Consider the following 23721-nt stretch of genomic DNA (forward strand, 5'->3'; position numbering starts at 1 on the left):
GCGAGCTGCAAGTTTCAAGCTGCAAGAGAACCGCGCTCTTGCTTCAACTTGTAGCTTGTAGCTTGCAACTCGAAGCTGCTACGGAGTAGCCCATGATCCTGCACACTCAGCTCAATCCCCGTTCGGCGGAGTTCGCCGCCAACAGCGCGGCGATGCTCAAACAGGTCGACGCCCTGCACACCCTGCTCGCCCAAGTGGCGCAGGGCGGCGGTGCGAAAGCTCAGGAACGTCACACCTCGCGCGGTAAATTGCTACCGCGTGAGCGCATCAACCGTTTGCTCGATCCGGGCTCACCGTTTCTGGAAATCAGCCAATTGGCCGCCCACGCCGTGTATGGCGAAGAGGTTCCTGCCGCCGGCGTGATTGCCGGAATCGGTCGAGTCGAAGGCGTCGAATGCATGATCGTCGCCAACGATGCGACGGTGAAGGGTGGCTCGTACTATCCGCTGACCGTGAAAAAGCATCTTCGCGCACAAACCATCGCTCAGCAGAATCGTCTGCCGTGCATCTATCTGGTGGACTCCGGCGGCGCCAACCTGCCGCGTCAGGACGAAGTGTTTCCGGATCGCGAGCATTTCGGGCGGATCTTCTTCAACCAGGCCAACATGAGTGCAATGGGCATTCCGCAGATTGCCGTGGTCATGGGCTCTTGCACTGCCGGCGGCGCCTATGTCCCGGCGATGGCCGACGAAGCAATCATGGTGCGCAATCAGGCGACGATTTTCCTCGCCGGCCCGCCGCTGGTGAAAGCTGCGACCGGCGAAGTGGTCAGCGCCGAAGATCTGGGCGGTGCCGATGTGCACTGCAAGATTTCCGGGGTCGCCGACCATTACGCCGAGAGCGATGAACACGCCCTCGCCCTCGCCCGCCGCAGCGTTGCCAACCTCAACTGGCGCAAGCTCGGTGAAGTGCAACAACGCACACCGGTTGCGCCGCTGTACGCCAGCGACGAGTTGTACGGCGTGGTTTCGGCCGACGCCAAGCAGCCGTTCGACGTGCGCGAAGTGATTGCGCGACTGGTCGACGGTTCGGTGTTCGATGAATTCAAGGCTTTGTTCGGCACCACGCTGGTGTGTGGCTTTGCGCATCTGCACGGCTACCCGATCGCGATTCTGGCGAACAACGGCATCCTCTTCGCCGAAGCCGCGCAGAAAGGCGCGCACTTCATCGAACTGGCTTGCCAGCGCGGCATTCCGCTGCTGTTTCTGCAGAACATTACCGGCTTCATGGTCGGCCAGAAATACGAGGCCGGCGGCATCGCCAAACATGGCGCGAAACTGGTCACGGCAGTGGCTTGCGCGAAAGTGCCGAAATTCACCGTGATCATCGGCGGCAGCTTTGGCGCCGGTAACTACGGCATGTGCGGGCGCGCTTACGATCCACGCTTCCTGTGGATGTGGCCGAACGCGCGGATCGGCGTGATGGGCGCCGAGCAGGCAGCGGGCGTGTTGGTGCAGGTCAAACGCGAACAGGCTGAACGCAGTGGCCAGGCCTTCAGTGCCGAGCAGGAAGCCGAGATCAAGCAACCGATCCTCGACCAGTATGAAGAGCAGGGTCACCCCTACTATTCCAGCGCACGGCTGTGGGACGACGGCGTCATCGACCCGGCGCAGACCCGCGATGTGCTGGCCCTGGCCTTGTCCGCGTCGCTGAACGCGGCAATCGAACCGAGCCGCTTCGGCGTGTTCCGGATGTGATCGGGAGAATCTCATGAGTGATTTCAACACCCTCGAACTGCAAAGCGACCCACGCGGTTTCGCCACGCTGTGGCTCAACCGCGCGGAAAAGAACAACGCGTTCAACGCCGAGATGATCCGCGAGTTGATCCTCGCACTCGACAAGGTCGCCAGTGATGCCAGCCTGCGTTTCCTGCTGGTGCGTGGCCGTGGCAAGCACTTCAGTGCCGGCGCCGATCTGGCGTGGATGCAGCAATCGGCCGAACTCGATTACCACACCAACCTCGACGACGCCCGCGAACTCGCGGAGCTGATGTACAACCTCGCCAAGCTGAAAATCCCCACCGTGGCCGTGGTGCAGGGCGCGGCGTTTGGTGGTGCGTTGGGGTTGATCAGTTGCTGCGACATGGCGATTGGCGCCGATGATGCGCAATTCTGCCTGTCGGAAGTGCGCATTGGTCTGGCGCCTGCGGTGATCAGTCCGTTCGTGGTGCAAGCCATCGGCGAGCGCGCGGCGCGGCGTTATGCGCTGACCGCCGAACGTTTCGGCGGCCAACGCGCACGGGAAATCGGTTTGTTGTCCGAAAGCTATCCCGCCGCTGAACTCGATCAGCAAGTCGAACAGTGGATCGACAACCTGCTGCTCAACAGCCCCGCCGCGATGCGCGCCAGCAAGGATTTGCTGCGTGAAGTCGGTAACGGCGCGCTGACCCCCGCGCTGCGCCGCTACACCGAAAATGCCATCGCCCGCATCCGCGTCAGCCCTGAAGGTCAGGAAGGCTTGCGCGCCTTTCTGCAAAAACGTCCGCCGAACTGGCAAGCCGCAACCAAGGAGCCGCGTTGATGAGCGCACCTGTTCTCACCACCCTGCTGGTGGCCAACCGTGGCGAAATCGCCTGCCGCGTGATGCGCACCGCCAAAGCGCTGGGCCTGACCACGGTCGCCGTGCACAGCGCCACCGACCGTGAGGCGCGGCACAGCCGTGAAGCAGACATTCGCGTCGACCTCGGTGGCAGCAAAGCGGCCGACAGTTATCTGCAAATCGACAAATTGATCGCAGCGGCCAAGGCCAGTGGCGCTCAGGCGATTCATCCGGGTTACGGGTTTCTCTCGGAAAACGCCGGATTCGCTCGCGCCATCGAAGCGGCCGGGCTGATTTTCCTCGGCCCGCCCGCCTCGGCCATCGACGCCATGGGCAGCAAATCCGCTGCCAAAGAGCTGATGGAAACCGCCGGTGTGCCACTGGTGCCGGGTTATCACGGTGAAGCACAAGACCTTGACACCTTCCGCGACGCCTGCGAACGCATCGGTTATCCAGTGCTGCTCAAAGCCACCGCCGGCGGTGGCGGCAAAGGTATGAAAGTGGTCGAGGACGTCAGCCAACTGGCCGAAGCTCTCGCCTCCGCTCAGCGTGAAGCGCAGTCGTCGTTCGGCGATTCGCGGATGCTGGTGGAGAAATACCTGCTCAAGCCACGTCATGTGGAAATCCAGGTGTTCGCCGATCAACATGGCAACTGCCTGTACCTCAATGAGCGTGATTGCTCGATCCAGCGTCGCCACCAAAAAGTCGTCGAAGAAGCGCCGGCACCGGGCTTGTCCCCGGAACTGCGTCGGGCGATGGGCGAAGCGGCTGTGCGTTCGGCGCAGGCGATCGGCTATGTCGGCGCGGGTACGGTAGAGTTTTTGCTGGATGCGCGTGGCGAATTCTTCTTTATGGAGATGAACACGCGGTTGCAAGTCGAACACCCGGTGACCGAGGCGATCACCGGTCTCGATCTGGTGGCGTGGCAGATCCGTGTGGCGCGTGGTGAGGCACTGCCGATCACTCAGGAGCAAGTGCCGTTGAACGGCCATGCGATTGAAGTGCGCTTGTACGCCGAGGATCCTGCGAATGACTTCCTGCCGGCGACCGGGCGACTTGCGTTGTACCGCGAATCGGCCGAAGGGCCAGGGCGCCGGGTGGATAGCGGAGTCGAAGAAGGCGATGAAATTTCACCGTTCTACGACCCAATGGTCGGCAAGTTGATTGCCTGGGGCGAGGATCGTGAACAGGCGCGGTTGCGCTTGTTGAGCATGCTCGACGAGTTTGCGATTGGTGGATTGAAAACCAACATCAACTTCTTGCGGCGGATCATCGCGCACCCGGCGTTTGCGGCAGCGGAACTGGATACCGGGTTTATTCCGCGTTATCAGGAGCAATTGCTGCCTGCTCCGGGCACGTTGAGCGATGCGTTCTGGAATGCGGCGGCTCAGGCGGTGGCGCAGAGTCTGCCGCAATTGGCGCGTCAGGATGATCCTGCTTCGCCATGGTCTGTCAACACCGGACTGCGTGCGGGTCTGCCACGGGAAATCACCCTGCATTTGAGCTGCGAGGGACAGGATCGCGCCTTGACGCTGAATGCCGATGATCACGCCAGACTGTCCGGCGAAGCACTCATCGTCGAGCACGACGGCGTCCGTCATACGTTGCGTGCCATCCGCCAAGGGGATTCGCTGTACCTGCAATGGGACGGTGAGTTGCGGCGCATCGAAACGTACGACCCGATCAGCGCCGTCGAAGCCAGTCACAGTCATCAGGGTGGCCTGACTGCGCCGATGAACGGCAGCATTGTCCGTGTGCTGGTCGAGGCCGGACAATCGGTCGAGGCCGGTGCGCAACTGGTGGTGCTGGAAGCGATGAAGATGGAACACAGCATCCGTGCGCCGCATGCCGGGGTGATCAAAGCGCTGTATTGCCAGGAAGGTGAAATGGTTGGCGAAGGCAGCGCTTTGGTTGAATTGGAAGAAGTGTGAACGGGAGGATCGATCCTACGCCTGGCGAGGATCGATCTGACTAGTAACGCGCCGTTGCCTGAACCACAACGCCGATGATTCGACACTCATCGGTCAGCAGGGCTTTCGGCCAGGTCGGATTGAGCGGCACCAGGTAACGCTGGCCGCCCTCTTCGTCGAGTTTGCGGAAGATCGCTTCAGGGCTGTCGGGCCACTGGGCAATCACCAGTTTGCCGGGCACCGCCTCCGCTGCCGGGTCGACCAGAATCAGCATGCCTTCGGCGATGCTCTGGCCACTGGGGGCGGTCATCGAATCCCCCGTCACCGTCAGCCAGAACGCCGCGCCACGTGCGTGGTAATCCGTCAGTTCGAAACGCTGCTTGCCTGATGCCTTGGCGTAGGACGCCGGATCGCTCTCGCGCACCTCGCAGGTCGTCTGCCAATCGCTGACCGGGTAACGGAAGTAAGGGTTGTACTTCTGCGCCAGCGGCATGTCGTCGTCAGGTGTTACTTGCGGTTCCCGGATCACCAGCACCACTTCGAGAAAATCCATGCCCAATGCTTGCAGCACGCGGTTCATCTCGGTGATGCCGGGTTCGCGACGCTTGTTCAGCCAATGACCGATCCCGCCCTGGGACATGCCGACGCGCTCTCCGAGCTCTGTTTGAGTGATTTTGAGTTCACTCATCTTGGCCTTGACCAACTCAATCCATTTATCCATGTGCAGCACCTTACGTCGACGCCTTCGGCCAGCAAAACACATATTGTAGTATTTAAATTCTTGGCACAACTACACAGGGTACTATTCTGGGGGCACGGATTTTCAATCGACCAAGGAGTGCCTCTTCATCATGAATATCAGCAGCAAAGACTTGCCCGATCTGCAAATGGACACCACCTTCACCTCGCCCCAAGGCAATGCGGCGGCGCAGCGAGCGCTGGACTATTACTTGAAACCAGCTGTGTCAGAACCCGATGTCGACGAACGTTTTTTCGATGTCAGAAGCCATCTCAGTGGCGAAGAAGCCCTGGTCCACGCCTCAGACCTGTTGCGCTGCGCGGCAGCCACAGCGTTCAAGGCAGCCGAAAGCCTGCAGGGTGCGAGTCGCGACCTGGCATTTTCAGTGGTGCACATGGTGGATATGGCGCGGGCGATGGTCGACCATTCGCTCGATGGCGATGAAGCCTGAGGAAGGGAATCCGGACGCACAGGAAAGAATTTTCCTATCGTGCAGGTAAAAACATTTGACTTGCAAATGATAATGATTATTATTGCATGCAGCTGGTCGCGAGATCAGTCGATGGACCAGAGACCTTAGGTCGGTCTTCTGGACTATCTCCTCATCAGGCTAATCACGGTTTTTGACCCGGCTTTTTGCCGGGTCTTTTTTTTGCCCGTTTTTCGGGCTTGTGGCTTCAGGCTAATGAAGTCTTTAGGTGCTGCAAATTCGATGGCGCGGATAATATCAAAAGAATATCGCTTGGCAAGCGAAGCCCGGCCAGATTGGGGCAAACTAATGACATTTAGCACTTGAGAATCAATCGCACACTCTCTAAGCTGCTTGCGCGTCATGGAGGACGCCCCCCGCCACACCCCGCAATTCCCCTCGGTTTCAGCCCTGCCTGCGTGTACAGTAACGGCCATAAAAATCATATTCAGGAATCGATTATGACCGTGGCCAAATCTTCGTTCGACATCAGCGCCAACTTCGACAGCGGCAACATCCAAGTCATCGACATCAGCAACCCGCTCAATCCGGTTCTGGCCATTCGACCGGACACCCGCAGCGCCCATTTTCAGTGGTTCCACTTCAAGGCCAGCGGCCTGCATGTTCATCAGGAACACTGGTTTCGCTTGGTCAACGCCAGCCAGTCCTCCTATAACAAAGCCTGGACCGGCTATCAGGCAGTCGCCTCCTACGACCACGTCAACTGGTTCCGCATTCCAACCAGTTTTGAAGGTGACAGCCTGCGCTTTTGCCTTGAAGCCGAGCAAACCCACGCCTGGTTCGCCTACTTCGAACCCTACAGCCGTGGCCGTCACGACTGGCTGATCGAACAGGCGCTGAGCAAGGCCGGTACCGAATTGCTGGCCACCGGCAAGAGCGTCGAAGGTCGCGATATTCAACTGCTGCGCAAAGGCACCGGCGCCGAAGGTCAGCGCAAAATCTGGATCATTGCTCAACAGCATCCGGGCGAGCACATGGCTGAATGGTTTATGGAAGGCGTGATCGAACGCCTGGAAAGACACGACGATCCCGTGCTGAACAAACTGCTGGCCAGCGCTGATCTGTACTTGGTGCCGAACATGAATCCGGACGGTGCCTTCCACGGTCACTTGCGCACCAACGCGATGGGCCAGGACTTGAATCGCGCCTGGCAGAACGCCAGTCAGGACGTCAGCCCCGAGGTACTTTTCGTACAACAGCAAATGGAAAAGTACGGCGTCGATCTGTTCCTCGACGTACATGGCGACGAAGAAATCCCCCACGTATTTACCGCCGGTTGCGAAGGCAATCCGGGCTACACGCCGCGCATCGAAAAGCTCGAAGAGCACTTCCGCAATCACCTGAAACACACCACCAAAGACTTCCAGACCAAGTACGGCTACACCCGCGACGAACCGGGCCAGGCCAACATGACGTTGGCGTGCAACAGCGTCGGCCAGAAATACGACTGCCTGTCGTTGACCCTGGAAATGCCGTTCAAGGATCACGACGACCATCCCGACAAGGAAACCGGCTGGTCGGGCAAACGCTCCAAACAACTGGGCAAAGACGTGCTGACCACCATCGCTGACATGGTTGATACCCTGCGCTGATCCCCTCCTCCGTCCCGCAAAAGATCGCAGCTTGTCTGCGATCTTTTGCTTTCTGCCATTCGTACTTTCGCGCAAGCAGGTTGCAAAATAAAACCACAATCAATACCTTGATCAAGGTTTTATTTTGAAACCTAAAAGGATGCGGGATATGAAACCTCTCAAAAGCAGCGCCGTTTTGCTGTTCTCTGTGGCCTGCGGTCTGGCCGTGGGCAATGTGTATTACGCCCAGCCATTGCTGGACGCCATGGCCGAGGCGTTTGCAATGTCGCCGGCAACCATCGGCATCGTCATCACCCTGACGCAAATCGGTTACGGCATCGGCCTGGTGTTACTGGTGCCCCTCGGCGATCTGCTCAATAGACGCAAATTGATCGTCACTCAAACCCTGCTGTCCGCAGCGGCGTTATTGATGATTGCATTAGCGCCCAACAGTGCGTGGCTGTTGCTTGGCATGACATTGACAGGACTGCTCGCCGTAGTGACGCAGGTATTGGTGGCTTACGCCGCCACACTGGCGATCCCGGCCCAACGCGGGCGCGTGGTCGGTGTGGTGACCAGCGGCATCGTCGTCGGCATCTTGCTGGCGCGCACGGTCGCCGGCGGCATGGCCGATCTGGCTGGGTGGCGAGCGATCTACTTCCTGTCAGCCGGGCTGACACTGTTGATGGCGTTGCTGCTGTTTCGCATTCTGCCCAAGCATGAATCACCACAGCCAGCGACGAGTTACCTCGCACTGATCACCTCAGTATTCAGTCTGTTCAAAGAAGAACCGGTGCTGCGTCAACGTGCATTCCTCGCCCTGCTGACCTTCGCCAGCGCGATGGTGCTGTGGACGCCGATGGTGTTGCCACTGGCCGCGCCGCCACTGTCCCTGTCGCACAGTGAAATCGGTCTGTTCGGACTGGCCGGCGCAGCGGGTGCGCTCGCCGCCGCACGGGCCGGACACTTGGCTGATCGCGGCCTCGGGCAATGGGTCAGCGGTCTTTCGCTGTTGCTGATGCTTGCCTCCTGGTTGCCGATCGCCCTCACCCAATCCTCGCTGTGGGCCTTGTTGCTCGGCGTGATCACCCTCGATCTGGGTCTGCAAGCCGTGCACGTCACCAGCCAGAGCATGATCTACGGCGTGCGCCCCGAAGCGCAAAGCCGCCTCACCGCCGGTTACATGCTGTTCTACTCGATCGGCAGCGCGCTCGGTTCCATCGGGTCGACCGCGATGTACGCGTGGGCCGGCTGGATCGGCGTGTGCCTGCTCGGCGCCGGCATCAACGCTGTGGCGCTGGCTTACTGGTGGTTGACCCTGAAAAGCGGCGCACCGCTACGATGCGCCACTCAAACGGGTTAGTCGCGATCGCGACCGCGCAACATGCTGTCGAGCACCTCGTCGCGGCGGATCCAGCCATGGAACAATGCCGCCGCCAGATGCAGCAGCACCGTCAGGAACAACAGATAGGCCAGATAGCCATGAGCCTTGCGCAACAACGCAAACAACTGCGCATCGGCCGGAACGATCGCTGGCAACTGCAACGTTGTGCTGAGCATCACCGGTTCGCCTGAAGCGCTGATCATCGCCCAACCAAGCAACGGCAACACCAGCATCAACGCATACAGCAGCAAATGCGAAGCCTTGGCCGCCAGCACTTGCCAACCCGGCAGATCCGCTGGCAGCGGTGGCTGGCGCGTGGTGAGTCGCACCAGCAAACGCACAATCACCAGCGCCAGAATCGCAATGCCCAGCGGTTTGTGCAGATGGATCAGCCATTCATGCCGCTCGGAAACCGAGGTGACCATGCCGGCACCAATAAACAGCATGGCGAGGATCATGACCGCCATCAGCCAGTGCAGCAGCCGCGCCAACAAGGCGAAATGCGTCGGTTGAGTGCTCATGGACGAGCCTCCTGTTTGGCAGCGGGCAACTGGCTGACTTCGCTGGTGCGACGCAAGTAGGAATCGGCGTAACCGGCGGAACGGGCCGCGAGCAACGGGTCGTCGGAACCTTGAATCCCGGCCGGCAGCACCAGCGGGTCATAGTTGATGTCGCGGCATTCGCCGCTCAGTTGTGGCTGGGTCTTTTCCAGCACCAGCGTGCCGGCGTTCAACACCTTGCGCCCCTCGGGCCAGGTCTTGCTGGCGTCGTTCACCGGATCTTCGGGATTGGCCAGAGTGATATTCAACTGAAAACGCAGCGGAGCAGACGCCAAACGTTGCACCAGATCCTTCTCGAGAAAATCGCTGCCCTCGGGTGCAGTGGCACCCGCAGCATCCCGCGCCAACGGCGTCATGCTCCAGCGTACGGCCTGCTTCTTACCGCTGGCGTCGACCAGATAGAACGCGTTGACACTGTTGTAGGTTTCGGTGGCATAGCTGGCCGAAGGTTTGGCCGTCTTCACCCAAGTCAGAAACGGCACGGTTTCCGGGTGCGAGGCGAAGAATGCCGGCACCTTGCTCGGATCCGGTTTACCGGTGGCCGGATCCGGCGACTGCGCCTGCTGCAATTGATAGAACGCCTCAGGCGTACCGACCGGGAACACCGGCATGCTGTTCATCCCGGTGCGCCACTGCTGTCCATTGGCCTGGGTGAAACGCAGTGCCAGACTGCGAATCGGCACGCTGCTGTCCGGTGCATACGGATTACCCGCCGGCAACGCAAAGCGCCCGACCACCGGGGTCTGCGGTTCGTTGAACACCTGCGCAGAGGAGAACACCCGCGCCTCGCCACTGCTCTCGAAATGCCCGATCACGCACACGCCTTTGGCGTGGTTACGGCGAAACCCGGGGTGCACGCCGTTGTTCTTCTCCAGCACATCGACCAGCGCTTTCGGCGTCAGGCGTTGTGGGTCAAAGTTACCGTGAACGTAGGCAAACGCCCCAGCCACCGCAGCGACGACCACGGCAATGCCGCCCAGACGCAGGATCAGGTTCGCGGCACTCAGTGGCGGGCGCTGCGGCCCGTCGGGCGGTGAAGCGTTGGGTGAGGTGCGATCAACCATGAAAAACTCCAGGGCCATCGGCCACAAGTAGGAAGAATCAGCAAGACGCGCCTCGTCCGGGTTTATTCCACACGACGGTATTTATTTTTCCGAACGTGGAATAACCTCCAACGGCGGGCGTCTCCCTAGTCCACAGCGTAGTGACTAGCAGAAATTCATGAGCGAATTCGACGAACAGTTGAGAGAAATCATTCCCAGATTGCGCCGCTTTGCCGTGTCACTGACACGCAACAGCAGCAGCGCCGACGATCTGGTGCAGGCCAGCCTGGAGCGGGCGCTGTCGAGTTGGGGCGACAAACGCGCCGACGGCGACTTGCGTGCCTGGCTTTTTGCGATCCTGTATCGGCAGTTTCTCGACGCCCATCGTCGCTCCCGACGCTATGCGCGCATGCTCGAATTCTTCACCGGTCGCGACGATGCCGAACCCTCGGCGGAGCGCACGGTGATCGCCCAGTCGACCCTGCAAGCCTTCGATCGCCTACCCACCGAACAGCGTGCCCTGCTGCTGATGGTCTCGGTGGAAGGCCTTTCCTATAAAGAGGTCGCCGAGATTCTCGGCGCCCCGATCGGCACCGTGATGTCGCGCCTGTCCCGCGCCCGCCAGGCCTTGCGCCAACTCAGCGACGGCGAAATCAGCAGCCCTTCTTTGCGGATACTCAAATGATCAGCCTGCCTCCCAACGAGCGTGATTTGCACGCCTATGTCGACCACCAACTCAGCGACGCCGACCGGCGTGTGCTGGAGACCTGGCTGGCCAATCACCCGGACGAAGCGGCGCAGGTGCGTGCTTGGCAACAGGATGCCCAGCAACTGCGCGCGGCACTCAGCGGCGCGTTGCAGCAACCGGCCAATCCAGCGCTCGATCCAGCCATGATTCGCCAGAGCCGCCAACGCCAGACACGGCGTCATCTGGCCAGTGCCGCGGTGTTATTGATCGCGGTCAGCGTCGGCGGCTTCAGTGGCTGGCAGGCCCGGGAAATGACCCTAGTGCGCTCGACCATGCTGCCGATGACCGACGCTTTACAGGCTTATCGCTTGATTGCCCAGCAAGGCATGCTGCCAGCCGATTACAAGGTCGACAGTGACGGTGACATGCAGCGCTGGCTCGACCGCTACTTCACCCGGGCAAGTCGCTTGCCCAATCTGAAGGCCGCCGGTTTCGAACCGGTCAGCGGACGCCTGCTCAGCACCGACGAAGGTCCGGCAGCGATGGTCATGTACGAGGATGGCAGCGGACACAAGGTGAGTTTCTACGTGCGCCCGCCGGGACCGAAGAACACCTTTTTGCCAAGGGGAAGCCGCAGTGATGGCGACTTGCAGGCCGAATACTGGTCGGGTGGCGGCTACAACTATGCGATGGTCAGCCCGGTCGATACGCCAGCGGCGCAACAGCTCAAGCAATCGCTGCAATTCTGAAAACACCGCTGTTCTATGTAGGAGCTGCGGCACGCTGCGATCTTTTGATCTTGTTCTTAAGGGCAAGATCAAAAGATCGCAACCTCGTTTCACTCGACAGCTCCTACAAAGGATCGTGTCAGCTCAGAAACCTACGTCCAAAACTACATTGTCCAGATAAGTGCCCGCCGGCGGCGTGGTCTGGTCGGTGTAGATCTTCGCGTTGTAGTTGAAGATCTGACTGCCTGTGCCCAAGCCGTTACCCGGATTGACCTCGGCATCGGTACTCGCCCGCCGCGCCGTGCCGACACTGCCCCAGCGCGTGGTGCCGGCGCTTTTGAAAATGTCGTAAGCCAGATAATTGCTCCCGGAAATCATCCGTCGCCGCCCGCCGACACTCACCGCGTTCTGCCCGTCACTCAACCCCACGGTGTAGGCACTGCCCTTGGTGCAGGCCAAATTGATGGTTTGCCCGGTCACCGGCGTGAACGCACTGACCACCGGCGCGCTGCCGAACGCGATGTTCGGCGCAGTAATCGTGCAGTCATTGGACACCGTCATGTTCACCGTCAACGAGGTCGTGCCGCTGGCGATATCGCGCCCGAGGCAGATGGCGCCGATGCCGATCCCGGAACAGTAATTCCAGTTCCAGAAAATGCTCAGGGTTTCGGTGTACACCCCGGCGGCGACGTTGCTGCCGATGGTTGTGCCGAGATACAGCGGCACGGTTTTCGGCGTTGTACCGTTGAGCAGGCCCAAGGCATCGATGATGCCGTTGCGCGCAAAGTCGTAGGCCGTGCCACGAGTCAGCGGGTAGCTGGTGCTGTTGTTGGCGTAGACCGTGTAGTTGATGACATCGCCGGTCGGTCCGACCAGACCACTTTGAGTCGAAGAAACGGTGCCCCAGAAGTGGTCGTTGCTGGTCAGCAGGGACAGCAGCGAACCGGTGCAACTCAAACCCGCATTCAGTGTGGAACTGGGTTGCGACGTCGTGCGCACCGCGATCGAACTAAGCATACCGAACGCCGCCGGCGTGGTGCTGACCACCGAGCACGCAGCCTGCGCCGCCCCCGGCAGCATCAGCGCCAGCAACAGAAGCAAGCGTGCGCCGATCATTGACACACCAACGGGCCAATCAGCGGCACCTGGTCCTGATTCAGATCGACGCTGAACTGTGCCCGACAGGTCTTGCCGTCGGCCAGCGTGACCTGCAGCGAGTTCTGCGCCTGCAGGTTTTCCAGATACACCAGCCCATCCCAACCGACCACCGTCCGTGTGCCGCTCTGCTCATGCAGCACGCCCACGCCCAGCGGCAGTTCTCGCTGCTGCGCGTCGACCAGCACGATGCTCGCGGCAATCACCCGAGACAGCGGAAACTCCAGCAAATAGCCGCTGCCACGCCGCACAGCGATGCGCTGTTCGACGTTGGGGCTGCGCACGTTGGCCGGCAGATTCAGTGGATCGATTTCATACTTGCCCCGGTAATAGGCGCTGCTCCACGGCACCAGCAGATGACCGTTCTTGTCGGTCTGGCCGACCTGCTGGTTTTCGTAGCGCACCGGAATGTCGGCGAAACCATCGGTGCTGACCACTACGAACGCATCATCGATACGGTTGGCGGCGAACACCTGACGGTCCATCCACACCAGCGAACCACTGGCATCGGCCCAACGGGTTTCGGCATCGGAAGTACCGTAGACACCGGCCTGCAATTGCACCGATTGCAAACGCCAGGTGACGTCGGCCTGACGATAATCCGCCCCATCACCCTTGGCATAGCCCAGATTGAAACCCACGCCGCCCTCGGTCGGCACCGCCCGACTGTAGTTGACCCGCTGCTGGCTCTGCCCGGTTTTACTGCGATCGCTGCTGATCGCCAGACTGCCGCGCAGATCGAACGGGACCACCAGTTGCGCCTGCACCGCCCAGTTGCTGTCGCCGATCTCGCGGTTGGCCGACAGGTAGAAACTGCTGTTGCGCCATAGCGGTTTGCTCCAACTGAGGTTGAGCAGCCGCGTGCGTGAATCGTCCGCCGCACGCACATCGAAATAGCCGGCACCGAGGCTGCCCCAGCGGTCGAGGTTGAGGCTCAGGGTCGCCTGTTCGCTGCGCCGGCTAAGGCTGATATAGGGGCTGTCGACCACGCTCAGGTCAGCGTATTGATCGTGGCGTTGCAGGCGTTGGTAGGAAAAGCTCAAACGCTGGTTGCTGTACTGATAGCCAAGGCTGACCTGGTGACCGCCCTCGCCGTCGAAACGGCTTTGGCTCAACGCACTGTTGAGCACACCAAAGTTGCCGAGTTGCCAATTACCGCCAAGGCCGCCCAATGTCAGCGAATCGGCCGCTTCGGCATGGCTTTCCAGGGTGAAGCTGTCGCTGACGCCATACCGCAGGCTGCCGGAGGTGACACCCGGCCCATAGTTGAAATCCTTCAAACCGTAGTCGCGGCGCAGCGTACCGGCGGCCACGGAAAAGTCGCTCAAGCCTTTTTGCAGCAAGGTGCTGGTGACATAAAACGGCACCGTGGTCGACACCTGCCGACCGAGCGCATCAGTGGTCACCACCACCGCTTCGCCCGCACCGTTGATGAACGGAATATTGGTCAGCGTATAAGGCCCTGGCTGCAAATCTGCGCTGCTGGATTTGTAGCCATTGATGAACAGATCCACCGAGGACGGCACCGCCGCTTCACCGGCAAATTGCGGCAATGGATAGGTCACCAGATCCGGGCGTACCGCAAAGTCCCGAGAAAACTGCACGCCGCCCAGACGCACCGAACTGCTCCACGGCAACGCACCGCTGATCACGTCACCGGCCTCGTAGGTGAGCATTCGCTCGTCATCGGAGTATCGCCACGTGGTGTCGTAGCGTAGATAACCGTTGTCCAGCGTGTTGAGCGAATCACCGGACAAGGTGCGCCGGTATTGCCCAGTGTTGGACAGCGTGCCCCAGCTGTCGAACAGCCGCACTTCGTTCCACGCCGCCAGATAAGTGCCGGCATCGTCGGTGTCGTTGAGGTACAGGTCATAGTTGAACAGCGCGCCGAAGCTGCTCAGCGCCGGCGTTCGCGGATAGCTCTGGCGATTGCCGATGAACTGTTCTGGCAGCCAGTCCGGCGGCACGTCCAGCAGCAAGCGTTGACCAACACTGTCGTAATCACTGTGCAGCCCCGCCAGGCTGTCGAGATCGACCTCGGCGCCGAGGCTGTCGGGCAACTTCATGCCGGTTTCGCGCAACGCGGTCGTCGGGACAAACAAGCGCCCGTCGCGCTGCTGCACCGCCACCACGCGTCCGGTATTCATCTGGTTGACCACCAGTTCCAGAAACAACTGTGCATCACTGACGGCCTCCATGCCGCTGGGAGGCGGCGGCAGATCGCCGGCCCCGGATGGTTGAATGAACATCAGGCAACACGCGCCGGTGATGAGCCACAACGGACGCTGAATACGGCGAACCCGTCCTGGGTTCATACGCGTTTTACGCCCGTCAATGGACTCAATCCTCCTGATACCGCTTGCGTCGACGCCAGATGCCCGCGCTACGACTCATTCACTTGGCAGGTGTAATGCTCTGCACCTGCGGCGCGCCGTTCACTCGCACCTGCAACGCCGAATCACCGGCCAACGGCCCCGGTGCCGGCCAGCGCATTACCGCGCCCGGCAGCACGTACCCAAGCAACCCTTCGGCCAGCGGTCTGCTCTGCCCGGCCTGTTTGATTGCCACGTCAGTCAGTCGCGCATGCACCGCACCCTGATTGCGCACTTCGACATAGGGCTTGCCGTCCACCGCCACCGTGCGCCAGCTCAACTGCGGCAGACCGACACCTTTGGGATCGCGCGCGCGGGTGCTGTCTTCTTTGCTCCACAGTCCGGCGCCATAGGCAAACAGCGGCACCGAGTAACGCATCTGGAAGCGGATCGCTGCGGCGGTTTTACCGCCGTCAGCGGTCGCGGGTTGCGCGGAGGGAATTTCGTCGATGATGATCCGGTAGGCCAGTTCCTGCCCCGGCGGCACTTCCTTGGTCCGGGTCAGACGCACCAGTTGTTTCTGCCCCGGCTCGATTTTCGCCACCGGCGGGCTGCCGATCACGTCGCGTTGGTTCTGGTATTGCTCGGCGAAACCACTCTGGCTCCAGCCGAACACGCGGATTTGCAGATTGGCGGTTTCGCTGCCACGGTTTTCCAGCCACAGCGCACTGGCCTGTTGATCCGCCTCCAGCACCGGATCGATCGGCCAGATCAGCACCGAACTGGCGGCGTGAACGTGGCTTGCCCCAAGCATGACCAACGCCCACATCGCGCAACGCACAAGCGAGTGCCGTGACGTAACTGACCCCATAAACCTGCTCCTTGTCGGCCATTCAACTTCGCCTTACCACGACAGTTGCACCTGCAACACGTCGCTGTACGTCCCCCCAGGCTGATTGCCCGGCAATTGCACCTGACCGTAAATCGGCAGGCTGATGTTGTTTGCATCGCTATACGCCACCGCCACACTCTGGCCGATGCCCAGGCTCTGGCTGTACGCCGCATCCCGAAACAGCGCATACGCCACCCGCGCGCTGCCGCTGTTGACCTGCATGTGCCGGCCGCTGCTGTTGTACTGGCCGCCATCGACGCTCATGTTCAGCGTCACCCCCGGCGTGCATTGCAATTGCACTCCACCGGTCAGCGCGACCTGCACGGTGCCGGTGGCCAATGCCGAACGCGAACCGAAATTCAGCCCGCCATAGTTCGACACCCCGCCCACCACCAGACACCCGGCAGTCACCGTGGCGCTGACCTGAAAGCTCTGGCTCGTCGCTGCTGTCAGCGGCAGCGGTGCACTGCCGGCACAGAGCAGGAGCAGCGCGGCACAGCCATGGCGGCGCATGACATCAGAACGTCAGTTCAACAGCGACGGTGTCGGTGTACGTCCCCGCCGGCAGACCGGCCTTGCCCACCGCCTGACCGTAGATGTTCACCGTCTGCGCGACACCGGTGCTGGCGGCGAGATTGATCGTCCCGTCGATCGCCAGCAGTTGCGAGTGCCCGGCATCGGTGTACAAGTCGTACGGCACGTAATTGGCGACTCCGTCGTACAACGCTCGCGTGCCGCCCGGCGACATGCCGTCATGGGAGCCCGCGCGCACCTTGACCGTCGGCGTGGTGCCGCTGGAACAGAGAATCGACAACGCCCCGCCGCCACCGCCCAACACTTGACCGGTAGCGGTGGTGAACAGGCTGTTGGCGGTGCCGAAGTTCAACGCACCGAAGTTCAGCCCGGTGGAACCGCCAGCGCCGTTGACCTGACAACTGCTGATCAGAATCAGGCTGGAGGTGATCTGGCCGGTGACCGTGGTGGCAGCGTTGGCACTGGAAACCAGCGCCAGGCCAAGCAGCGACAAACCTATCCTTGATGCAAACGTACGCATGGTGTCCGTCCTCTACGGGTTTACCAGTCGAGCGTCACCGTCAGGGTGTCGGTATAGACCCCTGCCGGCACCGCGCGGGTATTCGCCACCACCGAGCCAAATACCGGAATGGGTATCTGCGCAGCGCTGGTGACAGCGAAATTGTGTTGCTGGCCGATGCTGTAGCTCCGGACGCCGGAGGGATCGACGAACAGCTGATAGGGAAGGGTCTGGCGGCCGTTGCTCAGGCGCCGGGTGTTGCCGTCACCGTGGGTGCCGCCGTCAATGGTGACGGTGAAACCGGTGACCGAAGGGTTGCAGGCGACATTGAGTTTACCGCTGCTGTCGCCATCCAGACTGGCCTTGATCGGCGCGTTCCAGGTGGGTCCCTGAAGGCCGAAATCGAGGGTACCGAAGGCGCTGACCGGGCTGTCGGGAGTGCTGGTGTTGGTGACTTCGCAGCCGGCAATCAGGATCAGCCGCGCATTGATCTGCCCGCTGACCGCCGCTTGCGCCTCGTCTGCGAGCAATGCCAGCGTACCTGCCGCCACCACCATCCAGTGTTTGCCTGTCATTGCGCCCGTCCCTGCTCCCTTCCCTGACTCATTCACCGCGTTCATCATGGAACGCCTTCCTTGCACACCCGCGTCCACCGGGTGCTTTGAAACCGTGATCACCAGGTGACCGTCACCTTGACCAGATCCGAGTAACGACTGACTTGTGGCACTTCGGCCAGCGGCTCGATCCGCGCGTACAACGGTAATTCCACGGTGCCGCTGTCCGGCACCCGCCCGCTGACCGGCACATCCACCACCAGCGGCACCCGTCGCGCCGCGTCCTGATACAAGCGGTACGGAATCGGTTTGCTACCGACCGAACCGGCCATGTAACGGACTTCGCCGACACCGCCATGCAAACCGCCATCGACACGCATCTGGTATGGCGTGTCCGGGTTGCACTCCAGCCGTGGCAGGCGTTGATTGGTCAACGCGGCCGCCAGTGGCCCGGCAGGGTCGTCAAGCCGTGCGGTGCTGCCAAAGTCGAGCACACCCAGTTGCTCGATGCCGGCATTACGCTGCTGGCCGACCAACTGGCAGCCGCGTTGCACATTGACGCGCACTTCAACCTGAAGATCCGCCGCATAAACAGGTGCAGCGAGTACCCCCAGCAGGCCCATGACCACCCGTATATTCACTGCGCCGTTCCTTGTCAGTGATCGCTGGCGACGTCGTTTCTGTGATTGAGGTTAGCAACGGTCGACGATTCCGCCAGTCGATTGGATCCAGGGTTCGCCCGGGATATGTTTCGAAAGGTTGGCAGCAGGTCGAGCCATGTCGCTAAAAATAGCTGTACGTGCGGCACATATTTGTTCAATAACCGCCCACTCTCGATGCATTGCGGTGGCTGGCCAAGTCGGCGTCTGGTTACACTACCTCGCCGCGCTCCCGGGAGCCGGTCCTGACGAACACGGAGACGCCCACAGTGCCTGCCCACCCGCCGAAACGATCGCGACTGATCCAGCGCTGGCCGGCGTTGCGCCGCTGGTTCGGCAAGGGCCTGCAGGCCAGCGCCGGGCATGACGCCAGTGGCCAGTCGATCCGCGACTTCTTTCGGCGCAAGGCCAGCGGTCAGGGTTACACCCTCAGCCACAGCCAGCTGCGCGTCATCGAATGCATGGCGCAGCAGGCCAGTCTGTTGTTTGGCGCGAGCAGTCGAACCGCGCCGAGTCTCTATCTGTTCGGCGCTGTCGGGCGAGGCAAAAGCTGGCTGCTCGACGGTTTCTTTCAGGCCCTGCCGATCACCCAGAAACGGCGCCTGCATTTCCATCAGTTCTTCGCACAATTGCATCAGGGCATGTTCAGCCATCGCGAGCAGGACGATGCCCTCGAAGTGACCCTCGACGAACTGCTGGAGGATTGTCGGGTGCTGTGTTTCGACGAGTTTCATGTGCACGACATCGGCGATGCCATGCTCATCACCCGGCTGTTCAAGGCGCTGTTCAAACGGCGGATTCTGCTGCTGGTCACCTCCAACTACGCACCTGAAGGGCTGCTGCCCAATCCGCTCTATCACGCCCGCTTCAAACCGGTGATCGAACTGATGAATACCCACATGCAGGTGATGGAAGTCGGTGGCCCGCACGATTACCGCAGCCACACGCGCCACTCTGCACATCAGATATTTACCCAGGGGCATTACGTGTGGCCGGCCACGCCCGCGCAACGCACCGCTCTGGATTTGCCCTCTGCAGATGCACCTGCCATTGCGCTAACGGTCGGCACCCGGCAGTTTCAGGCTCGATTGTGTGAAGAGCGGCGTGTCGGTTTTACCTTCAGCGATCTGTGTGAGCAGCCGACGGCGGTCATGGATTATCTGGAACTGTGTCGACGGTTCGACCGCTGGATCATTGATGATCTGCCGGAACTGGGAGAATGCCCGATCGCCGCACAACAGCGCTTCATCAATCTGATCGACGTGCTGTACGACCAGGACAAACATCTGACGCTGCTCGGCCAGCTGCCCTTGCATGAAAGCCTGGACGGCCACGCCATTGACCTGGCGCGCACACGCAGCCGCTTGGGGCAATTACAGGAAGTGCACGAACCCGCCTGACCACACGGTTTCAGTGGGAGCGAGCCTGCTCGCGAAAGCGCCCTATCAGTCAAAACATCAGCGGCTGACACTCCGCCTTCGCGAGCAGGCTCGCTCCCACCATGGGCATCTGAAGTTTCGCCACCTAGCCAATTTCAAATCAGGGTATTGCCGTTATCATGTCGGCCATTCCCGGCGCCCCTGCGGCGCGCCCCTGATCAATAGCGAACACCAAACATGCACACCCTTGCTCAATTGCGCGCCGGCGAGTTGTCGGGCATTACGCGACTGGATCTGTCCTGCGGCCTGACCGAGTTCCCGGTCGAGATTTTCGACCTGGCCGACACCCTGGAAATCCTCAACCTCAGCGGCAATGCCCTGAGCAGCCTGCCGGATGACTTGCACCGTCTGACACGCCTGCGCGTGCTGTTCTGTTCCGACAACCCGTTCACCGAACTGCCGGCCTGTCTCGGTCAGTGCGCGGCCCTGACGATGGTCGGCTTCAGAGCCAATCGCATCGTCAACGTTCCCGCTCAAGCCCTGCCGCCACAACTGCGCTGGCTGATCCTGACCGACAACTGCATCGAAAGCCTGCCGAGCGAACTCGGTGAGCGCCCTGCCCTGCAAAAGCTCATGCTGTCCGGCAACCGCCTGCAAGCGCTGCCACCCTCGCTGAGCAACTGCCATCGTCTGGAGCTGTTGCGCATCTCCGCCAACCACCTGACCGAGCTGCCGCAGTGGCTGCTCGCGCTGCCGAGCCTGACCTGGCTGGCCTACGCCGGTAACCCGCTGGAAACCGAGGCAGACGCCGCCGCGCTGGAGGCGACGCCGCAGATTGCCTGGTCGGCGCTGCGTCTGCAGCAACGGTTGGGTGAAGGCGCCTCGGGGGTGATTTCCCGGGCGAACTGGCAACGCGACGATGGCTCAGTAACGCCGGTCGCAGTGAAACTGTACAAAGGTGAAATGACCAGCGACGGCTCGCCGCTGCACGAAATGAATGCCTGTATCACCGCCGGCCTGCATCCCAATCTGATCCGGGTCGAGGGGCGCATCAGTGGCCATCCCGACGGACAGCAAGGCTTGGTGATGCAATTGATCGATCCGTCGTTCGGCAACCTCGCCGATCTGCCCAGCCTGGCGTCCTGCTCGCGGGATGTGTACGCCGATGATTGCCGGTTCAGTGCCGAGGTGGCGCTGAACATTGCCAAAGGTATCGCTTCGGCAGCCGAGCATCTGCATCAGCAAGGCATCACCCACGGCGATCTCTACGGGCACAACATTCTGTTGAACAAGCACGGCGATTGCCTGCTCGGGGATTTTGGCGGGGCGTCGTTCCACGCGGTCGCCGACACTGCGGAAACTCGCGCGCTGCAACGCATCGAAGTGCGCGCGTTCGGGATTTTGCTGGGGGAATTGCTGGCGCGCATCGACTCGGGGTTGAGTGATGAGTTGCGTGCGGTGCTTGAAGAGCTGGAGCGGCGTTGCTGTCAGGCGGATGTGCTGGCGCGGCCGGGGTTTGCTGAAGTTATTGCGGTTTTGCAGGAAAGCTGACTGCTGCGCAGTCAATCGCGGGCAAGCCCGCTCCCACAGTGTCCGGGTCGTTCACAAAATCTGTGGACACCTCTGAACCTGTGGGAGCTAGCCTGCTGGCGATGAGGCCATCACTGACGCTCGATCAGCCCGCCAGGCCAACAAACATGTCCTGCACATCATCATGGTTGTCGAGGCCTTCGAGGAACGCTTCAACCTCAGCCATCTGCTCGTCGCTCAAACCGCTGACCGGGTTCTTCGGCTGGAAGCCCAGTTTGGCCGACAGCACGGTGAAGCCTTGCTCTGGCAGCGCTTTCTGCACCGCATCCAGATCGGTAGGGTCGGTCAGGAACAGCGTTGCGCCGTCTTCGCCCGGCTCGAAATCCTGCGCGCCCGCTTCGATCGCAGCCATTTCCGGATCGGCGTCCGGGGTGTCCGGCGAAGCCTCGATCATGCCGACATGGTTGAAGTCCCAGGCCACGGAGCCGGAAGCCCCCAGTTGGCCCTTACGGAATGCCACGCGGATTTCCGCAACGGTACGGTTGATGTTGTCGGTCACGCACTCGACGATCAGCGGCACCTGGTGCGGAGCGAACCCTTCATAGGTCACGCGATGGTATTGCACCGCTTCACCCAACAGACCGGCGCCTTTCTTGATCGCGCGATCGAGGGTTTCTTTCGGCATCGAGGCTTTCTTGGCCTGTTCAACCACCAGACGCAAGTGTGCGTTGGTGGCGGTATCGGCACCGTTGCGCGCAGCAATGGTGATTTCTTTCACCAGTTTGCCGAAGATTTTGCCCCTGGCGTTGGCTGCCGCTTCTTTGTGTTTAACCTTCCACTGTGCGCCCATTACTCACTCTCTTGATCTGTGGCGCCGAGACATCTATTGGCCGACGCGTGGCGCCAAGTTTATACGGCCTAAAGTCGGCAATCGACCAAAAAAACACAATGCAGAATCGACATCTTCACCAGAGCTTGTAGGGGGATTCTGAAAAACGCCTTTGACATGACCATTCAGCGCTGTGGTTTCGTACCCTCTCAAGCCCGTATTGCCTGACAGAGCCTGTTCGAATGCTCAATGACAAGGAAAGTCCTTTTACCCTGACCCTGACCGACAGCGGCCTGTGCCTGCCGGTGGTGCGTTTTCATGGCGAGGAAGCACTCAACCAGCCCTACCGTTTCGACATCGAACTGATCGGCCTGGCCCCCCCCGTGGCGCCGGGTACCTTCCTGCATCAACCGGCATTTCTGCGCCTGGACGACCATCATGGGATTCACGGCGTGATCGACAGTGCCAGTTGCGAACATCGCGGTACGCACCGGATCGGCTATCGCGTGACGGTCGTGCCGCACTTGCAGCGGCTGGCCCAGCCAAGTCAACGGCGGGTGTTCGTGCACCTGAGCGTGCCGCAGATTCTCCAGCGATTGCTCACGGAAAATGCCCTGCCCGTTGAGGGCTACCGGATTGAAATGACCGTTGGCCAGTACCCGATCCGTGCGTTTTGCATTCAGTACGAAGAAAGTGATCTGGCGCTGCTGAACAGGCTTTGCGAGGAGGAAGGCATTCACTATCACTTCGAACACCGGGTGGACGGGCACATTGTCGTGTTTGCCGATGACAGCCTGAGCCTGCCGCAGGCGCCAACGCTGGTTCCGTTCAAGGCTTGCGAGCAAACACCCTCACCGTGCGTCAGTGCGTTGTACCAGCATCATCACGCCGCGCCCATTGCCACGCTGCATGCCGTGCGGAATCGAGGGCAGCAGGCGATCAGCGACGATGCCGCCAACCATATCCCTGCACCGGCGCCGCCGATACCTTCCCTCGAACAACGTCACCACGAACAACGCAGTCGTCGCCATCTGGAACGACAACGTTGCCAGCACCGCACGATCAACGGCCGCAGCGACCGGATCGGTTTATTCAGTGGACATCTGCTGCAGGTATCGGCGCATCCGATCAACCAGTTCAACGAACAATGGCGGCTCACTGCCATACGCCATCACGGGCAACATCCGTCGATTCTTGACCCGGCCCCTGCCCTGCACCGCTATTACAACGATTTCACCGCCCAGCCCTGGTCAACCGATTTTCGGCCGCCACTCAAACAACCGCGTCCAGGTATTGCCGGTTATCACCTGGCGCAAGTGCTCGGGCCTGCCGGGCAATCGGCGCAGGTCGATGAGCAGGGCCGAGTCGCCATCAGGCTGTGGCCCTCGGAGCAGAACTCAGCGCCTGACAGTGACGCGGTCTGGCTGCCCATCGCCATGACTCGAGCCAATGCTCGAATCACCCAGGACGAACTGCCCTGCGCCGGCAGCGAAGTATGGGTGAGTTTCCTCGACAGCGACCCGGACCGGCCGATTCTGTGCCTGGGCAACTCACGCAAGCCCACACCTCGCGAACCACCCGCACGTGACAGCCTATTGCTCGACTGGCTACTCGACAGCGGCGCACGCTGATCCCTTTGTAGGAGCTGCCGCAGGCTGCGATCTTTTGATTTTGATCTTGAAAACAAGATCGAAAGATCGCAGCCTGCGGCAGCTCCTACATCAACA

General features: G+C 60.9%; 23 protein-coding genes. 11 read left to right on the forward strand and 12 right to left on the reverse strand.

From position 1 onward, the window contains the following. Positions 1-92: 92 nt before the first annotated feature. Genes RMV17_RS18770 through RMV17_RS18780 form a run of 3 tightly spaced genes read left to right on the forward strand, consistent with a single transcriptional unit; the run spans position 93 to position 4469 of the window. Positions 93-1697: a carboxyl transferase domain-containing protein gene (locus RMV17_RS18770; RefSeq protein ID WP_311881644.1), complete on the forward strand. Its 1605-nt coding sequence runs from the start codon at positions 93-95 to the stop codon at positions 1695-1697. 13 nt (positions 1698-1710) lie between these two features. Then, positions 1711-2520, forward strand: coding sequence for a gamma-carboxygeranoyl-CoA hydratase (locus RMV17_RS18775; protein WP_034154715.1), 810 nt, complete (start codon positions 1711-1713; stop codon positions 2518-2520). Continuing rightward, positions 2520-4469, forward strand: a complete 1950-nt coding sequence (locus RMV17_RS18780) for an acetyl/propionyl/methylcrotonyl-CoA carboxylase subunit alpha (RefSeq protein ID WP_311881645.1) — start codon at positions 2520-2522, stop codon at positions 4467-4469. Before RMV17_RS18775 ends, RMV17_RS18780 begins: the two co-directional genes overlap by 1 nt. A 40-nt stretch (positions 4470-4509) precedes the next feature. Here RMV17_RS18780 and RMV17_RS18785 read toward each other — a convergent pair whose 3' ends face one another. Then, complete coding sequence (locus RMV17_RS18785) at positions 4510-5169, reverse strand: S24 family peptidase (protein WP_311881646.1); 660 nt, start codon at positions 5167-5169, stop codon at positions 4510-4512. 130 nt (positions 5170-5299) lie between these two features. Between RMV17_RS18785 and RMV17_RS18790 the strand changes: the two genes are divergently transcribed. Next, on the forward strand, positions 5300-5638 hold the full coding sequence (locus RMV17_RS18790) for a DUF6124 family protein (protein ID WP_034154712.1): 339 nt from the start codon (positions 5300-5302) through the stop codon (positions 5636-5638). Positions 5639-5781: 143 nt separating this feature from the next. Here the strand turns inward: RMV17_RS18790 and RMV17_RS18795 are convergent, their stop codons facing one another. Continuing rightward, positions 5782-6021 carry a hypothetical protein gene (locus RMV17_RS18795; protein ID WP_311881647.1) on the reverse strand — a complete coding sequence of 80 codons (240 nt, stop codon included), beginning with the start codon at positions 6019-6021 and terminating at the stop codon, positions 5782-5784. Positions 6022-6117: 96 nt separating this feature from the next. On the opposite strand from RMV17_RS18795, the gene RMV17_RS18800 reads away from it, so the two are divergent. Together RMV17_RS18800 and RMV17_RS18805 are read left to right on the forward strand one after the other, a co-directional pair. Next, positions 6118-7269 carry a M14-type cytosolic carboxypeptidase gene (locus RMV17_RS18800; protein WP_311881648.1) on the forward strand — a complete coding sequence of 384 codons (1152 nt, stop codon included), beginning with the start codon at positions 6118-6120 and terminating at the stop codon, positions 7267-7269. A gap of 148 nt (positions 7270-7417) precedes the next feature. Beyond that, positions 7418-8611, forward strand: a complete 1194-nt coding sequence (locus tag RMV17_RS18805) for an MFS transporter (RefSeq protein ID WP_311881649.1) — start codon at positions 7418-7420, stop codon at positions 8609-8611. Here RMV17_RS18805 and RMV17_RS18810 read toward each other — a convergent pair. Continuing rightward, a complete protein-coding gene (locus tag RMV17_RS18810) occupies positions 8608-9153 on the reverse strand; it encodes a cytochrome b (protein WP_311881650.1) in 546 nt (181 codons plus the stop codon). The two genes, RMV17_RS18805 and RMV17_RS18810, sit on opposite strands and share 4 nt — an antisense overlap. Then, complete coding sequence (locus RMV17_RS18815; RefSeq protein ID WP_311881651.1) at positions 9150-10256, reverse strand: catalase family peroxidase; 1107 nt, start codon at positions 10254-10256, stop codon at positions 9150-9152. The genes RMV17_RS18810 and RMV17_RS18815 overlap by 4 nt, the downstream gene beginning before the upstream one ends. 157 nt (positions 10257-10413) lie before the next feature. Here RMV17_RS18815 and RMV17_RS18820 point away from each other — a divergent pair, with 157 nt between their 5' ends. Beyond that, positions 10414-10920: a sigma-70 family RNA polymerase sigma factor gene (locus tag RMV17_RS18820; protein ID WP_108225617.1), complete on the forward strand. Its 507-nt coding sequence runs from the start codon at positions 10414-10416 to the stop codon at positions 10918-10920. Next, positions 10917-11672 carry an anti-sigma factor gene (locus tag RMV17_RS18825; RefSeq protein WP_311881652.1) on the forward strand — a complete coding sequence of 252 codons (756 nt, stop codon included), beginning with the start codon at positions 10917-10919 and terminating at the stop codon, positions 11670-11672. The genes RMV17_RS18820 and RMV17_RS18825 overlap by 4 nt, the downstream gene beginning before the upstream one ends. 123 nt (positions 11673-11795) lie before the next feature. Here RMV17_RS18825 and RMV17_RS18830 read toward each other — a convergent pair whose 3' ends face one another. The 7 genes from RMV17_RS18830 to RMV17_RS18860 all read right to left on the reverse strand — a co-directional run bounded on the left by RMV17_RS18830 (position 11796) and on the right by RMV17_RS18860 (position 18238). Continuing rightward, positions 11796-12767 (reverse strand): spore coat U domain-containing protein, encoded by a 972-nt coding sequence (locus RMV17_RS18830; protein WP_311881653.1) that lies wholly within the window; start codon positions 12765-12767, stop codon positions 11796-11798. Beyond that, the gene (locus tag RMV17_RS18835; RefSeq protein WP_311881654.1) at positions 12764-15121 is read right to left on the reverse strand and encodes a fimbria/pilus outer membrane usher protein; all 2358 of its coding nucleotides are present in this window, start codon (positions 15119-15121) and stop codon (positions 12764-12766) included. Before RMV17_RS18835 ends, RMV17_RS18830 begins: the two co-directional genes overlap by 4 nt. Before the next feature lie 79 nt (positions 15122-15200). Beyond that, positions 15201-15989 carry a molecular chaperone gene (locus RMV17_RS18840; protein ID WP_311881655.1) on the reverse strand — a complete coding sequence of 263 codons (789 nt, stop codon included), beginning with the start codon at positions 15987-15989 and terminating at the stop codon, positions 15201-15203. Positions 15990-16022: 33 nt separating this feature from the next. Beyond that, complete coding sequence (locus tag RMV17_RS18845; RefSeq protein WP_016983916.1) at positions 16023-16523, reverse strand: spore coat U domain-containing protein; 501 nt, start codon at positions 16521-16523, stop codon at positions 16023-16025. A gap of 4 nt (positions 16524-16527) precedes the next feature. Continuing rightward, positions 16528-17064 (reverse strand): spore coat U domain-containing protein, encoded by a 537-nt coding sequence (locus tag RMV17_RS18850; protein WP_034154702.1) that lies wholly within the window; start codon positions 17062-17064, stop codon positions 16528-16530. A gap of 20 nt (positions 17065-17084) precedes the next feature. Then, positions 17085-17618: a spore coat U domain-containing protein gene (locus tag RMV17_RS18855; protein WP_311881656.1), complete on the reverse strand. Its 534-nt coding sequence runs from the start codon at positions 17616-17618 to the stop codon at positions 17085-17087. Between the two features lie 98 nt (positions 17619-17716). Then, positions 17717-18238: a spore coat U domain-containing protein gene (locus RMV17_RS18860; RefSeq protein ID WP_108225610.1), complete on the reverse strand. Its 522-nt coding sequence runs from the start codon at positions 18236-18238 to the stop codon at positions 17717-17719. 287 nt (positions 18239-18525) lie between these two features. On the opposite strand from RMV17_RS18860, the gene zapE reads away from it, so the two are divergent. Further along, positions 18526-19656 (forward strand): cell division protein ZapE, encoded by a 1131-nt coding sequence (zapE, locus tag RMV17_RS18865; protein WP_311881657.1) that lies wholly within the window; start codon positions 18526-18528, stop codon positions 19654-19656. Positions 19657-19872: 216 nt separating this feature from the next. After that, the gene (locus RMV17_RS18870) at positions 19873-21186 is read left to right on the forward strand and encodes a protein kinase (protein ID WP_311881658.1); all 1314 of its coding nucleotides are present in this window, start codon (positions 19873-19875) and stop codon (positions 21184-21186) included. Positions 21187-21310: 124 nt separating this feature from the next. Here the strand turns inward: RMV17_RS18870 and RMV17_RS18875 are convergent, their stop codons facing one another. Next, positions 21311-22015 (reverse strand): YebC/PmpR family DNA-binding transcriptional regulator, encoded by a 705-nt coding sequence (locus tag RMV17_RS18875; RefSeq protein ID WP_034154697.1) that lies wholly within the window; start codon positions 22013-22015, stop codon positions 21311-21313. 221 nt (positions 22016-22236) lie between these two features. Here RMV17_RS18875 and RMV17_RS18880 point away from each other — a divergent pair, with 221 nt between their 5' ends. After that, positions 22237-23625 (forward strand): type VI secretion system tip protein TssI/VgrG, encoded by a 1389-nt coding sequence (locus RMV17_RS18880; protein ID WP_311881659.1) that lies wholly within the window; start codon positions 22237-22239, stop codon positions 23623-23625. Positions 23626-23721: the final 96 nt, after the last annotated feature.

Source organism: Pseudomonas sp. VD-NE ins (genome assembly GCF_031882575.1).
Taxonomy (GTDB): domain Bacteria; phylum Pseudomonadota; class Gammaproteobacteria; order Pseudomonadales; family Pseudomonadaceae; genus Aquipseudomonas; species Aquipseudomonas fluorescens_BZ.

Coding starts and splice junctions, on each gene's coding strand:
- RMV17_RS18770 (WP_311881644.1), top strand. CDS start 93: ATGATCCTGCACACTCAGCTCAATCCCCGTTCGGCGGAGTTCGCCGCC.
- RMV17_RS18775 (WP_034154715.1), top strand. CDS start 1,711: ATGAGTGATTTCAACACCCTCGAACTGCAAAGCGACCCACGCGGTTTC.
- RMV17_RS18780 (WP_311881645.1), top strand. CDS start 2,520: ATGAGCGCACCTGTTCTCACCACCCTGCTGGTGGCCAACCGTGGCGAA.
- RMV17_RS18785 (WP_311881646.1), bottom strand. CDS start 5,169: ATGGATAAATGGATTGAGTTGGTCAAGGCCAAGATGAGTGAACTCAAA.
- RMV17_RS18790 (WP_034154712.1), top strand. CDS start 5,300: ATGAATATCAGCAGCAAAGACTTGCCCGATCTGCAAATGGACACCACC.
- RMV17_RS18795 (WP_311881647.1), bottom strand. CDS start 6,021: ATGACGCGCAAGCAGCTTAGAGAGTGTGCGATTGATTCTCAAGTGCTA.
- RMV17_RS18800 (WP_311881648.1), top strand. CDS start 6,118: ATGACCGTGGCCAAATCTTCGTTCGACATCAGCGCCAACTTCGACAGC.
- RMV17_RS18805 (WP_311881649.1), top strand. CDS start 7,418: ATGAAACCTCTCAAAAGCAGCGCCGTTTTGCTGTTCTCTGTGGCCTGC.
- RMV17_RS18810 (WP_311881650.1), bottom strand. CDS start 9,153: ATGAGCACTCAACCGACGCATTTCGCCTTGTTGGCGCGGCTGCTGCAC.
- RMV17_RS18815 (WP_311881651.1), bottom strand. CDS start 10,256: ATGGTTGATCGCACCTCACCCAACGCTTCACCGCCCGACGGGCCGCAG.
- RMV17_RS18820 (WP_108225617.1), top strand. CDS start 10,414: ATGAGCGAATTCGACGAACAGTTGAGAGAAATCATTCCCAGATTGCGC.
- RMV17_RS18825 (WP_311881652.1), top strand. CDS start 10,917: ATGATCAGCCTGCCTCCCAACGAGCGTGATTTGCACGCCTATGTCGAC.
- RMV17_RS18830 (WP_311881653.1), bottom strand. CDS start 12,767: ATGATCGGCGCACGCTTGCTTCTGTTGCTGGCGCTGATGCTGCCGGGG.
- RMV17_RS18835 (WP_311881654.1), bottom strand. CDS start 15,121: ATGAACCCAGGACGGGTTCGCCGTATTCAGCGTCCGTTGTGGCTCATC.
- RMV17_RS18840 (WP_311881655.1), bottom strand. CDS start 15,989: ATGGGGTCAGTTACGTCACGGCACTCGCTTGTGCGTTGCGCGATGTGG.
- RMV17_RS18845 (WP_016983916.1), bottom strand. CDS start 16,523: ATGCGCCGCCATGGCTGTGCCGCGCTGCTCCTGCTCTGTGCCGGCAGT.
- RMV17_RS18850 (WP_034154702.1), bottom strand. CDS start 17,064: ATGCGTACGTTTGCATCAAGGATAGGTTTGTCGCTGCTTGGCCTGGCG.
- RMV17_RS18855 (WP_311881656.1), bottom strand. CDS start 17,618: ATGACAGGCAAACACTGGATGGTGGTGGCGGCAGGTACGCTGGCATTG.
- RMV17_RS18870 (WP_311881658.1), top strand. CDS start 19,873: ATGCACACCCTTGCTCAATTGCGCGCCGGCGAGTTGTCGGGCATTACG.
- RMV17_RS18875 (WP_034154697.1), bottom strand. CDS start 22,015: ATGGGCGCACAGTGGAAGGTTAAACACAAAGAAGCGGCAGCCAACGCC.
- RMV17_RS18880 (WP_311881659.1), top strand. CDS start 22,237: ATGCTCAATGACAAGGAAAGTCCTTTTACCCTGACCCTGACCGACAGC.